This window comes from Kitasatospora sp. NPDC093558 (assembly GCF_040683475.1).
Taxonomy (GTDB): Bacteria; Actinomycetota; Actinomycetes; order Streptomycetales; family Streptomycetaceae; genus Kitasatospora.
In genome coordinates this window covers 15,839-27,829 of sequence record NZ_JBFBDY010000040.1, presented here as the reverse complement: position 1 = coordinate 27,829, position 11,991 = coordinate 15,839, and the positions used below count along the sequence as shown (strand labels likewise).

At 74.2% G+C, this 11,991-nt stretch carries 11 protein-coding genes and 1 pseudogene; 8 read left to right on the top strand and 4 right to left on the bottom strand.

The features are described 5' to 3' along the window. A partial coding sequence (locus AB0O00_RS07270) for a hypothetical protein (RefSeq protein ID WP_363649114.1) occupies window positions 1–192 on the bottom strand: 192 nt, incomplete at its 3' end. A 256-nt stretch (window positions 193–448) separates the two neighbouring features. On the opposite strand from AB0O00_RS07270, the gene AB0O00_RS07265 reads away from it, so the two are divergent. The 4 genes from AB0O00_RS07265 (at window position 449) to AB0O00_RS07250 (ending at window position 7,382) form a co-directional block, all read left to right on the top strand. Further along, window positions 449–1,270: a TIGR03084 family metal-binding protein gene (locus tag AB0O00_RS07265; protein ID WP_363649113.1), complete on the top strand. Its 822-nt coding sequence runs from the start codon at window positions 449–451 to the stop codon at window positions 1,268–1,270. Window positions 1,271–1,574: 304 nt separating this feature from the next. Further along, window positions 1,575–2,363, top strand: coding sequence for a hypothetical protein (locus AB0O00_RS07260; RefSeq protein ID WP_363649112.1), 789 nt, complete (start codon window positions 1,575–1,577; stop codon window positions 2,361–2,363). Beyond that, the gene (locus AB0O00_RS07255; RefSeq protein WP_363649111.1) at window positions 2,363–3,916 is read left to right on the top strand and encodes a DNA polymerase Y family protein; all 1,554 of its coding nucleotides are present in this window, start codon (window positions 2,363–2,365) and stop codon (window positions 3,914–3,916) included. Before AB0O00_RS07260 ends, AB0O00_RS07255 begins: the two co-directional genes overlap by 1 nt. A 127-nt stretch (window positions 3,917–4,043) precedes the next feature. Further along, on the top strand, window positions 4,044–7,382 hold the full coding sequence (locus tag AB0O00_RS07250) for an error-prone DNA polymerase (protein WP_363649110.1): 3,339 nt from the start codon (window positions 4,044–4,046) through the stop codon (window positions 7,380–7,382). A 49-nt stretch (window positions 7,383–7,431) separates the two neighbouring features. On the opposite strand, the gene AB0O00_RS07245 is transcribed toward AB0O00_RS07250, so the two are convergent. Then, on the bottom strand, window positions 7,432–8,040 hold the full coding sequence (locus AB0O00_RS07245) for a hypothetical protein (RefSeq protein ID WP_363649109.1): 609 nt from the start codon (window positions 8,038–8,040) through the stop codon (window positions 7,432–7,434). Between the two features lie 126 nt (window positions 8,041–8,166). Between AB0O00_RS07245 and AB0O00_RS07240 the strand changes: the two genes are divergently transcribed. Both AB0O00_RS07240 and AB0O00_RS07235 read left to right on the top strand, forming a co-directional pair. Further along, window positions 8,167–8,886: a hypothetical protein gene (locus tag AB0O00_RS07240; protein WP_363649108.1), complete on the top strand. Its 720-nt coding sequence runs from the start codon at window positions 8,167–8,169 to the stop codon at window positions 8,884–8,886. A 22-nt stretch (window positions 8,887–8,908) separates the two neighbouring features. After that, window positions 8,909–9,499, top strand: a complete 591-nt coding sequence (locus AB0O00_RS07235) for a DinB family protein (protein ID WP_363649119.1) — start codon at window positions 8,909–8,911, stop codon at window positions 9,497–9,499. Here AB0O00_RS07235 and AB0O00_RS07230 read toward each other — a convergent pair. Both AB0O00_RS07230 and AB0O00_RS07225 read right to left on the bottom strand, forming a co-directional pair. Continuing rightward, on the bottom strand, window positions 9,492–9,749 hold the full coding sequence (locus tag AB0O00_RS07230) for a hypothetical protein (protein WP_363649107.1): 258 nt from the start codon (window positions 9,747–9,749) through the stop codon (window positions 9,492–9,494). The two genes, AB0O00_RS07235 and AB0O00_RS07230, sit on opposite strands and share 8 nt — an antisense overlap. A 66-nt stretch (window positions 9,750–9,815) precedes the next feature. After that, entirely contained in the window at window positions 9,816–10,280 is a 465-nt protein-coding gene (locus AB0O00_RS07225) for a hypothetical protein (RefSeq protein WP_363649106.1), read from the bottom strand. 45 nt (window positions 10,281–10,325) lie between these two features. Between AB0O00_RS07225 and AB0O00_RS07220 the strand changes: the two genes are divergently transcribed. Beyond that, on the top strand, window positions 10,326–11,357 hold the full coding sequence (locus AB0O00_RS07220) for a hypothetical protein (protein WP_363649105.1): 1,032 nt from the start codon (window positions 10,326–10,328) through the stop codon (window positions 11,355–11,357). Window positions 11,358–11,437: 80 nt separating this feature from the next. Then, a pseudogene (locus AB0O00_RS07215) lies at window positions 11,438–11,991 on the top strand (hypothetical protein); the annotation flags it as partial.

The window sequence follows — 11,991 nt, the reverse complement described above, 5'->3', positions numbered from 1 at the left end:
GGGCAGCGCCACCGGCAGCGCCACCGGCAGCGGCTCCGGCACGCCGACCAGGCCGACGTCGGCCCCGCACTCCGCCACCACCCGGCGGGCGAGGTCGCCGAGCACCGCGTCCCGGACCAACTCGGCGGCGCGCGCACCGAGTCCGGGGTCGTCCGGGGGCCCGGGGGTGGGGGTGTCCGCGGCCCTTGTCATCGCGCGACCGCCCGTCGCATCGCGTGCATCGCGAGATTGTCACACGCGTCATGGCCGCTGGCGAGAGTCCCGGCACACGTGTTCCGTGGAGTCGCGGGCGCGGCGGCCCGGCGCGGCATAGGGTGCGGCGCGGGATTACCGGCGAGTAATGCTGCCCGGTGAGCAACGCTCCGGGGCCGGAGAACCGGAAGAGCTGGAAGAGCCGGAAGGACCGGAGAACCGGAAGGACCGGGAAGAACCGGAAGAAGGGGAACCGATGACGAACCCGAACGCCCCGCAGGACGTGCTGCGCGGCCTGCTGGCCGACCTGAGCGCCGAGAGCGCCGTCCTGGACGTGCTGGTGGCCGGCCTCCCGGCGGCCGGGTGGGCCCGCCCCACCCCCGCCGAGGGCTGGACGATCGCGCACCAGATCGCCCACCTCGCCTGGACCGACGACTGGACCGTCCGCGCCGCCCGCGACGCCGAGTCGTTCACCGCGGACGTCGGCGCCGCCTTCGGCGACCTCCTCGCGGCCGGCCGGGACCCGGTCGACGAGGGAGCGGTCGCGGGCGCCGCCGGGGAACCGGCCGCCCTGCTCGCCCGCTGGCGCGCCGGACGCGACGAGGTCCACGCCGCACTGGCCGCCACCCCGGCCGACGTCAAACTGCCGTGGTTCGGCCCACCGATGAAGCCCGCCTCGATGGCCACCGCCCGGCTGATGGAGACCTGGGCGCACGGCCAGGACGTCGCCGACGCGCTCGGGGTCACCCGCGAGCCCTCCGCGCGCCTGCGGCACATCGCCCACCTGGGGCTGCGCACACTCGGCTTCGCCTTCACCCTGCACGGCCGACCCGCCCCGCAGAACCCGGTCCGCCTCGAACTGACCGCCCCCGACGGCACGGCGTGGATCCTCGGGCCCGCCGGGGCCACCGACGTGGTGCGCGGCCCGGCACTGGACTTCTGCCTCCTGGTCACCCAGCGCCGCCACCGCGACGACCTCGCCCTGACCGCCACCGGCCCGACCGCCACCGAGTGGCTCCCCATCGCCCAGATCTTCGCCGGGGCCCCGGGCAAGGGGCGTGCGGCGCTGGCGAGCTGACGATCCGTCAGCGCGCGCCCTCCGGCCCGGGCGCCGATGCCTGGCTTGAGCCGGACGGTCATCGCGCGCAGCCCGCCGCCGTCGCTTCCGGGTGCCGAACCGTCGCAGGCGGTCGGGGTGGCCCGGCCGCAGTGCAGCCGCAGCCTCGGCTCAGCCCGCTGAAGCGTCGCCGCAGCCACGCCGCAGCGCCGCCGACTCTAGCGCATGCGCACCGCCGTGACCTGCAGTAATGCGACCCATTCGAACGAGTGACCGATTTGCTTTCGGCTTCCCATTTTCGCACTCCTGTTCGACTATGGATGGCATGAAGGCCTCACTCGCGGCGCTGGCACCCCAGCTCCAGCTGTCCCGCACGGGACCCCTGGTGCCGGTGCTGCCTGCCCTGGAGGGCCTCCTGCCGGAGCGCGGGCTGCGGCCGGGCGCGGTGGTGTCGGTGAGCGGCGGCGGCACCGCCCTGCTCCTCGCCTTCGCGGCCGCGGCATCGTCCTCCGGCGTGTGGTGCGCGGCGCTCGGGTTCGAGGGGCTCGGGCTGCTGGGGGCGGCCGAGCTCGGTGTGGACCTGTCGCACCTCGTCGTGGTCGAGGCGGCCGGGGCGCGGTGGCCGGAGGTGGCATCGGCCCTGGCCGACGGGGTCGGCGTGCTGCTGCTGCGCCCCGGGGGCCCGGTGTCGGGGCAGGTCGCGGAGCGGCTGACCACCGTGGCCCGGCGTCACGGCTGCGCGCTCGTGGTGGCCGGGGCGTGGCCCGGTGCACGGGTGCGGCTGGCGGTGCGGGCCCGCACCTGGGTGGGCCTCGGGCAAGGCCGGGGGCGGCTGCGGGCCCGGCACATGACGGTGACGGCGGGCGGGCGGGGCGCGGCCGCCCGCGAGCGCCGGGTGGGGCTGTGGCTGCCGGACGCGCAGGGCGTGGTCCGCGCGGCCGAGGCGCTCGCTCCCGTCCCCGTTCCGGTCCCCGTTCCCGTCTCCGTCGCTTCCGTCCCTGTTCCCGTCTCCGTCGCTTCCGTCCCTGTTCCCGTCGCGGACGTGCACCGTTCGAACGGGGCTCCGGCCGCCCACCGGCCGGCGGCCGTCCGTCCTCCTCTGGCGGTGGTGTGATGACCACGGACCGGGAGAACGCCGGGCCCGCGCCGCGGGCGCTGGTCGCCTGGGTGCCGGACTGGCCGGTGACCGCCGTCCTCGGTGGCGAACCGGAGTCCGGGCGGCTGCTCGCCGTGGTCGAGCGCGGCCGGGTCGTCGCCGGATCGGGCGCGGCCCGGGCGGCCGGCGTGCGGCGCGGGCAGAAGGTCCGCTCGGCCCAGGCGCTGGTGCCGGGCCTCGCCGTGCACGAGCGCCGGGTCGACGACGAGGTGAACCTGTTCGAACCGGTGGCCGACGCGGTCGGCGCGCTCGCCGCCCGCCTGGAGGTGCTGCGCCCCGGCGTCCTCGCCGTCCCGGCGGCCGGCGCGGCCCGCTTCCACGGCGGTGAACACGCCCTGGCGGAGAAGGTCGTCGACGCGGTGGAGGCCGTCGGCCACGAATGCCGGGTCGGCATCGCGGACGGCCTCGTCGCCGCGCAACTGGCCGCCCGGAGCGGCCGGATCGTGCCCGCCGGGGAGAGCGCCCGGTTCCTGGCCCCGTTCCCGGTGACCGAGCTCGCGGACGTCAAGCTGGCCGACCTGCTGAACCGGCTGGGACTGCCGACCCTCGGCCGGCTCGCCGCGCTCCCGGCCGCCTCGGTCGCCGACCGCTTCGGCACGGCGGGCGTGGGGGCGCACCGGCTGGCCCGCGGCCGGGTGGCCCGGCCGGTCGTCGCCCGCCCGCCCGGGGTGGACCTGGGCGTGGAGGAGCGGTTCGAACAGCCGTACACGGTCATGGAACCGCTGGTGTTCGCCGCCCGCGGCCTGGCCGAACGGCTGCACACGGCACTCGCCGCAGCGGGGTTGGCGTGCGAGCGGGTCGACGTGGAGGTGGAGTGCGCCGACGGCACCACCGCGTCGAGGGCCTGGCGCCACGAGGGCGCGCTGTCGACCGGGGCGGTGGCCGAGCGGGTGCGCTGGCAACTGCAGGCGTGGCAGCACCGCCACCTGTTCGACGAGACGGCGGGCGGCGTGGTCGCCCTCCGGCTGCTCCCGGACGGACTGGTCCGCGACCCGGGCCGTCAGCTGTCCCTGGCCGACGGGGACCAGGAGGCCACCGCCCGCGTGGAGCGAGCGGTGGCCAGGGTGCAGGCGATCCTCGGACACGCCGCCCCGGTCGTCGTCGAGCTGGCCGGCGGACGCGCCCCAGGGGACCGGGTGGTGCGGACCCCGTGGGGCGACGCGCACCAGGAGCGGCGCGAGGACGGCCCCTGGCCCGGGCAGTTGCCCGCACCCTCCCCGACCCACGTGCCGGCCGAGCCGCAGCCCGTACGGCTGCTGGACGCGGACGGCCGGGAGGTGGAGGTCACCGCCCGCGCGGAGGCCCGGGGCCGCCCGGCCCGCCTCGTCCTGCCCGAGGGAACCGTCGCGGTCACCGCCTGGGCCGGACCATGGCCCGAGCAGGAGCGCTGGTGGGACCCGGAGGCAGCCCGCCGCACCGCCCGGATGCAGGTCACCGTCGCGGACGGGCGGGCCTTACTGCTGTCGGTCACCGGCGGCCGCTGGCACCTCGAAGGCAACTACGACACCTGAACTCCCCGCTTCCACCGCGCGTCGCCTGCCCCCCCGGCGGCGCCTGAACCCCCCGCTTCCACCGCACGCGCCTGCCCCCCGGCGGCGCCTGAACCCCCGCTTCCACCGCAGTCCCAGGACGACGACCATGGGCTTCACCAGCCACCCCACCACTTCGTGGCGCGACCTGCACCGGGTCATGACCGGCAACCCCCCGGCCGGCGACCGCACCGTGGTCCCCTTCCCCGACCCGGCACCCCACCCGGCACCCGATGCGTCCCCGAGGCCGCCCACTGCCGCGCGCCCGGACGGGACCGGCTGGGCGGAACTCCACGTCCACAGCTCCTTCAGCTTCCTGGACGGCGCGAGCGACCCCGCCGACCTGGTCGCCGAAGCCGCCCGCCTCGGCACCGAAGCACTCGCGATCACCGACCACGACGGCCTCTACGCCGCGGCGGTGCTCGCCGCCGAAGCCCGCCGCGTCGGCCTCGCCACCGTGTTCGGCGCCGAGCTGACCCTGAACGCCACCACCGCCCCCACCGGCACCGCGGACCAGGACGGCGAGCACCTGCTCGTCCTGGCCCGCAGCCCGGAGGGCTACCGCCGCCTGGCCAAGACCATCGGCGACGCCCACCTCGCAGGCGAGGGCAAACGCCGCCCCCACTACGACCGCGACCGCCTCGCCGACGCCCACGGCGACCACTGGGCGATCCTGACCGGCTGCCGCAAAGGAGCGGTGCGCTCCGCCCTGGAGACCGAGGGCGAAGCCGGCGCCGAACGCGAACTCCTCATCCTCGTCGACCGGTTCGGCCGGGACAACGTGTTCGTCGAACTGACGGACCATCACCTCCCCGGCGACGACGACCGCAACGACGCCCTCGCCGCCCTCGCCGCCCGCATCGCCCTCCCGATCGTCGCCACTACCGCCGCACACCACGCCTCCCCCGCTCAACTGCGCCTGGCCCAGGCCCTGGCCGCGCTCCGACAGCGCCGCACCCTCGCCGACGCCGAGCCGTACCTCGTGGCGGCCGGCACCGCACACCTGCGCTCCCCCGCCGAGATGGCCACCCGCCTCGCACCCTGGCCCGGCGTCCAGCAGGCCACCGTCGACCTGGCCCGCGCCTGCGCGTTCGACTTCCGCGCCCTGGCCCCCGAGATGCCCGGCTTCCCCGTCCCCGCCGGCCACACCGAGGCCACCTACCTGCGCGAACTCACCCAGCGGGCGGCCCGCACCCGCTTCTCCCCCGGCAACGAGAAGGCCCACCGGCAGATCGCCTACGAGCTCGACGTCATCGACCAACTCGACATGGCCGGGTACTTCCTGATCGTCCACGACATCGTCGACTTCGCCCGGCGCCACGGCATCTGGTGCCAGGGCCGGGGCTCGGCCGCCAACTCGGCCGTCTGCTACGCCCTCGGGATCACCTCGGTCGACCCGGTCCACTACGGCCTGCTCTTCGAACGCTTCCTGTCGGTGGAACGGGACGGCCCCCCGGACATCGACCTCGACATCGAGCACCGCCGCCGCGAAGAGGTCATCCAGTACTGCTACGACACCTACGGCCGCGACCACGCCGCCCAGGTCGCCAACGTCATCACCTACCAGCCCCGCCTGGCCGTACGGGACGCCGCCCGCGCCCTCGGCTACGCCACCGGCGACCTGGACCGCTTCAGCCAGGAGACCGGCTGGCACGAGATGCCGCCGCCCGACGCCACCGTGCCCACCGACGTACGGGAACTCGCCGGCCAACTGCGCGGCCTGCCCCGCCACCTCGGCATCCACTCCGGCGGCATGGTCCTCACCCGCCGCCCCATCGCCGAGACCTGCCCGACCGAGTGGGCCACCATGCCCGGCCGCAGCGTCCTCCAGTGGGACAAGGACAGCTGCGCCGAAGCGGGCCTGGTCAAGATCGACCTTCTCGGGCTGGGCATGCTCTCCGCCCTGCACGACACCTGCGACCTGGTCGAACGGCACCACGGCGTCCGCTACGACCTCGCCTCCATCCCGCCCGACGACCCGGCCGTCTACGACATGCTCTGCCGCGCGGACAGCATCGGCACCTTCCAGGTCGAATCGAGGGCCCAGGCATCGACCCTGCCCCGCCTGCGCCCCAGGAAGTTCTACGACCTCGTGGTGCAGGTCGCCCTGATCCGCCCCGGCCCGATCCAGGGCGGCTCCGTCCACCCCTACATCCGCCGCCGCAACGGCCGGGAGCCCGCCACCATCGCGCACCCGCTGATGGAACGCGCCCTCGCCAAGACCCTCGGCGTCCCCCTGTTCCAGGAACAGATGATGCAACTGGCCATCGACTGCGCCGGTTTCACCCCCGCCGAGGCCGACCGGCTGCGCCAGGCGATGGGCTCCAAGCGCTCGCACGAACGCGTCGCCGAACTGCGCGAACGGCTGCTCTCGGGAATGGCCGAACGCGGCATCCCGCCCGCCACGGCCGCCGACGTCTACACCAAGATCGAGGCCTTCTCCAGCTACGGCTTCCCCGAGTCCCACGCCACCAGCTTCGCCCTGCTCGTCTACGCGAGCGCGTGGCTGAAACACCACTACCCGGAGGCCTTCACCTGCGCGCTGCTGGCCAACCAGCCGATGGGCTTCTACTCGCCCCTCACCCTCATCCAGGACGCCCGCCGCCACGGCGTCACCGTGCTGCCCGCCGACATCAACACGAGCTCCGCCGGGCCCACCCTCGAACCGGCCGCCGCGGGCGGGTCGCCGTCCGACCGACCGCCGTCCGACCGACCGCCGTCTGACCGGCCTGCGTCCGACCGACCGCCGTCTGACCGGCCTGCGATCCGCCTCGGCCTCGCCGACGTGCGCGGCCTCAGCGCCGACCAGGCGGAGTCGATCGCCGCCGGGCAGCCGTACACCGACCTGGAGGACTTCGCCCGCCGCACCGCCCTGCCCGTACCCGTCCTCGAAGCCCTCGCCACCGCCGGCGCGTTCGCCGGCCTCGGGCTGACCCGCCGCCAGGCCCTGTGGTCCGCCGGACTGCTCGCCCACACCACCGACGGCATGCTCCCCGGCACCGCCACCGCCCTCACGGCGCCCGCCCTGCCGGAGATGACCGCCGTCGAGGAGACCATCGCCGACCTGTGGGCCACCGGCACCTCCGCCACGCACCCCGTCCAGCACGCCCGCCCCCACCTCGAACGCTGCGGCGCCCTCACCGCCGCCGACTTCAAGGACACCGCCACCCCCGGCGCACTCATCTCGGTCGGCGGCCTGGTCACCCACCGCCAGCGCCCGCCCACCGCCGGCGGCGTCCTGTTCATCTCCCTGGAGGACGAGACCGGCCTCGTCAACATCGTGATCCAGCCCCACGTGTGGGAACGCCAACGCCGCATCGCCCTCGGCAACGCCGGCCTCCTCGTCCACGGCACCGCCGAACGCCGCGACGGCGCCATCAACCTCGTCGCCACCCGCCTCGCCCCCCTCACCCTCGCCCCCGGCACCCGAAGCCGCGACTTCCGGTGATCATCGGCGTATCGCGGCAGCGGGCGGGTCCGGTGGGAGCCAGTGGGTGTCAGACGGGGAGCCCGACGATTCCCCAGGTGCGTCGTTCGGCCTCTCCGAGCACTTCTCCCCAACCGGACAGCAGCCCGGCGAAGGCGTCGAAGTCCTCGATCCTGCCGCCGGGGGAGGCGGCGAGGCGGTCGTACGGTTCGCGCAGCTTCGGCAGGACGGGGGTGATCTCCTGCCAGCGGCGGCTCAGGCGCGCCGTTTCGCCCGGCCCCCAGGCGATCAGCGGCCCGGACTGCCGGATCCGGTCGTCGGGCGGGAAAACGCCGGCCTCCACCTGCTCGGTGTCGGTGTCGACCTCGGGCCCCCACCAGATCAACGCCCCGAGGAAGTCGTCCAGCAGCGCCCGCGGCTCGCGCCCCACCGCGCGCCGGGCGTGGTCCCAGCCGTCCGCGGCATAGAAGTGCGGCTTGTACGACCCGCCGGTGCCACCGAACTCGAACCGGCCCAGCCACGACGACGGCCCCGGCTCGAACCACACCCAGCCGGCGTGGACGACACGGTCGTCGCCGTCCGGGTACGCCGCGTCCAGGAGCGCGTCCGCCCGGTCGTGCGGCGCGATGCCCATGAGGTGGTCCCAGTCGACGACCAGGACCGTGATGTCAACACCCATGCGGCGAGGTTAGGCCACGCCGGCAGGCCGCCGGACGAACACCTCGGCGCCCGGCCGACGGACCGAGAAGCGGCCAGTGCGTCGACGCGGTATCGAACCCCTCGCTCCCCTCGCTACCATCGCGCAATGGATCGCGCCCAGTTGATCAGAGAGCACCCGACCCTCTTCCACATGGCAGCGGACGGCACGTGGCCGTCGATCCAGGCACGCGGGCTGCTGAGCACCAGGGCCCTCGTCGATCTCTACGATCCCCCGCCGGCTCTCCGCGCGGAGATCCTCCATCGGGTACGTCGCACCAAGATCGTCCTCGACGATCCGGCCCTTGGGCCTTCCGTGATACGCGACCAACTGCCCCTGAAGTTCCTGGACCAGTGCCTCACTCCCGGAACGACCCCGCAGGAATTCTTGGATCTGCTCAACGGTCGGGTCTTCTTCTGGCTCACCCGTGAACGCCTGTGCAGCTTGGTCAACGCCAGGCAGTACCGAGATCACCCCCAGGTCGTCCTGTGCCTCGACACGGCACAACTCCTGGGGCGACATGGTGATGCCGCACAGCTGGCCCCGTACAACACCGGCAGCATGTTGAAGCCACCTCCGTACTCGCCCATGCGCGGACGCGATGTCTTCGTCGACGTCGACGACTACCCCTACAGCAGATGGCGCAAGGAGCGGGGCGCGAATCGGGATGCCGTGGTCGAACTGACCGTGAACCACGCTGTTCCCGACGCCGCGGAGCTCGCCATTCGAGTGGAGCGCTGGGAAGGCGGAGTCTGCACGGAGGTTCTGCACGAAAGGCTCTCGCCCTGTGAAAAACGATGGACAGTCTCGGCGCGGTCCGGAGACTGATCCCATGACTGCCACCGATTCCGTGACTGCCACCGATCCCAAGGCCGATCTCCGGATATACCTCCAGGACGCCCGTGACGTCCTGCTCTGGAAGCTCGACGGCCTCTCCGAGTACGACCTCCGGCGTCCGCTCACCCCGAGCGGTACCAATCTGCTCGGCCTCGTCAAACACCTCACCGGCGCCGAGGCGCTGTACTTCGGCGACACCTTCGACCGTCCCTTCCCCGAGCCCGCCCCGCTCTGGATCATCGGCGCCGCCGAGCCGAACGCCGACCTCTGGGCCCGGGCCGACGAGAGCACGAAGGACGTCGTCGGGCGCTACCGGCGGGTCTGCGCGCACGCGGACGAGACGATCGCGGCGCTGCCTCTCGACGCGATCGGTCAACTGCCCTTCGGCACACGGCCGAAGCAGACGCTCCACCGGATCCTGGTCCACATGATTGCCGAGACCCACCGGCACGCCGGCCACGCCGACCTCGTCCGCGAACTCGTCGACGGCGCCACCGGCCAGCGCCCCGACGGCGCCAACACGGCCCCGGGCGACGACACTTGGCGGGCCGCCCACCACGCCCGCGTGGAGCGCGCCGCGCGCGACGCCGCCGGACTCAGCTGACTTCGGCATCCACGGCGAGCCCGAGTCCCGCGGCGGCGAGGAAGTCCGCAAGGTCGATGCTGCCGCCGCCGGTCCCGTCGTCCCACGCCGCCGTCGGGCACTCGACCGGGCTGTCCAGGGCCAGGCACCGGTTCCACGCCGGCTCCCCCACGTGCCGGTACCCGGCGTCCGGGAACAGCCGCCCGCCCAGTTCCTGGATCCGGGCGAGCCCGACCGGCCCGGCATCCTCGCGACGTCGCTTCCCCCTCACCCTGATCGGGCCGGAGGCGGCCTGCAACAGGATTCGGGGGCTTGGCCGGTGCCCGCCGGACGCCCACTACACGTACCCGCGCGCCATCGCGACGAACGCGTCGATCGCCTCGCGGCTCCCGTCCCGACGGTCGGTGACGTCCGGCCGGTCCTCCGCCCGGTCGATCCCGCCGATCCGCTCGAAGGCCTCCCCGGCGGCGGCCAGGAGCTCGGGCTCGTCGGTGATCAACTGGAGCTGGAACAGCGCCTGTTGCGCGCCGGAACGCGTCTCGAACGACCGCCTGCGCAGCTCGACCTCGTCCTCAGCGTCGCGTCCCTCGTGCACGCAGAACCAGTGGTGCAGCGCGGCCTGCCGGAACTGCACGAGCGTGCCGGCGTACGCACCGAAGACCTCCAGCCGCTCCTGGCGCCCGCGCTCCAGGCCTGCGTTGCGCTCCGCGCGGAGTGCGGCGCGCCGCTGGAAGACGTGCGTCACCGTCGAGCCCATGAGGGTGCCGAGCACCGCGATGATGCTCGTGACTATGGCGTTCATGCCGCACATGCAACCAGACGGAGCCGACTGCCTAGGCTTCCCGGCATGACGATGCAGGGCGTTGGGCAGGGAGTGGCGCAGACCGTTGAGCAGGGCGTTGAGCAGGGCGTTCGCTGCGACGGGTGCGGGGGCACGGCGGTGCGGTGGCTGCGGCAGTTCGCCCACGAGCGGCGGTGGGGGTCGGGGCGGGAGCGCGGGCCTGGGTGGGCGCTGTGGTGGGACTCCGAGGTGAACTGCCCGCACTGTCGCACGACCTGCTGCGAGCACGCCGGCCCGGAGCCCGCGCCGGAGGCCGTCCGGGAGGCTCTGCTGACCGCGCACGGGCCGTCCCGGTTGCGACCGGCCGGGGGTGCGATCACTGCAGTGGCGGCGCTGCGGGTGTTCCGGACCTTCCCGCCGTTCCGCGAGGGGGGCGCGGACGTCTCGCTCGGCCGGGCACGTGAACTGCTGGACGAGTTCCGCGAGTTCGGCCTGGTCGGGACGGCGGTCGAGATGACCGTCCTGAACCTGCTGCTGGAGGAGAACGGCGTTCCGGCGGAAGTCATGGCCGGACCGGGGCGAGCCTACCGGTACGTGGGGCCACCCGAGTTGTGGAGCGGCGGCGCCACGGGCGGCCAACTGCTCCGAACGGCGGAGCAGTTCGCCGCCTGGGTGGGCGAACGGACGGCGGCCGAGCTCGCCGAACCGTTCACCTTCGTCGTCGACCTCTCCGGCTTCCTGCGCCTCGCCCCGCGCCGCAGCGAGCATGTGGCGTGCGCGGGCGGCGAGTTGGTGCTGAGCGCCGGGGAGGTCCGCTTCGGACGGGCCGACGACGGCGGATCCGCCGGCTGGTCGGCCGACGAGGTCAGCAACCAGTCCACCGGGTACTGTCCGGACGTCGTCTCGTGGCCCGCCCTCGCCGCCGCGTTGGAGCGGATCGGCGTGCGCCACTCCGGAGGCTTCACGCACGAGGTGGTGCTCCGGCGCTGCCCGGCCTGCCAGGGCCTCAACCTCGTCCGCGAAGGGCACTTCGTGTGCGTGTTCTGCGACGGCGACCTGCCCGCGCGGTGGAACGTGGACGACCGATCACGGGCGTAGCGCGGGCCCGGTGCGGGGGTGTCGGTGGCGGCCGTTAGGGTCGGGGTGGTCAGGGGTCGTACGGGGAGGGTGGTGGGCTCGTGGGGTACGGGCTGGTCATGGCCGGGGAGCTGCCGGCCGGGGTGGTGCACGCGGGGAGCCGGGAGTTCCTCGAGCGGGAGGGCCTGCCGCGAGCGGGGGCGTTCCTGGACTTCGGGCTGCTCGGCGACGGGCCGCTGGAGGCGGTGGCGGAGGGGGCGCTGGCTTCGGAGGGGCCGTTCGCTGCGGCGGGATCGATGGTTTCGGAGGGGCCGTTGGATTCGGAGGAGCCGTTCGCTGCGGCGGGGCCGCTGGTTTCGGAGGGGCCACTGGTTTCGGCGGATGCCCCGGAGAGCGCGCGCCTGTTCGTGCTGGGTGAGACGGAGTACTGCGCCCCCTTCGCGCGCTCCGGGAACGCGGTGCTGCTGGACGGCGTCACGGGCGAGGTGTTCCTCACGAAGCCGTCCACCGATTGGCTTGAGCGCGACCTCCTGGCCTCCGACCTGCCCGCGTTGGCCGCGATGGTGCGGGAGGTCGAGTCGGTGGCCGAGGCCGCCCTGCGGCCCGACGCCCTCGGCGGGCGGCGCGGCCCGGCCGTCGTGGCCGAGGTGATGGC

What these genes read in the sequence shown, in the direction of transcription:
- AB0O00_RS07265 (WP_363649113.1), top strand. Translation starts at nt 449, where the DNA reads ATGACGAACCCGAACGCCCCGCAGGACGTGCTGCGCGGCCTGCTGGCC.
- AB0O00_RS07260 (WP_363649112.1), top strand. Translation starts at nt 1,575, where the DNA reads ATGAAGGCCTCACTCGCGGCGCTGGCACCCCAGCTCCAGCTGTCCCGC.
- AB0O00_RS07255 (WP_363649111.1), top strand. Translation starts at nt 2,363, where the DNA reads ATGACCACGGACCGGGAGAACGCCGGGCCCGCGCCGCGGGCGCTGGTC.
- AB0O00_RS07250 (WP_363649110.1), top strand. Translation starts at nt 4,044, where the DNA reads ATGGGCTTCACCAGCCACCCCACCACTTCGTGGCGCGACCTGCACCGG.
- AB0O00_RS07245 (WP_363649109.1), bottom strand. Translation starts at nt 8,040, where the DNA reads ATGGGTGTTGACATCACGGTCCTGGTCGTCGACTGGGACCACCTCATG.
- AB0O00_RS07240 (WP_363649108.1), top strand. Translation starts at nt 8,167, where the DNA reads ATGGATCGCGCCCAGTTGATCAGAGAGCACCCGACCCTCTTCCACATG.
- AB0O00_RS07225 (WP_363649106.1), bottom strand. Translation starts at nt 10,280, where the DNA reads ATGAACGCCATAGTCACGAGCATCATCGCGGTGCTCGGCACCCTCATG.
- AB0O00_RS07220 (WP_363649105.1), top strand. Translation starts at nt 10,326, where the DNA reads ATGACGATGCAGGGCGTTGGGCAGGGAGTGGCGCAGACCGTTGAGCAG.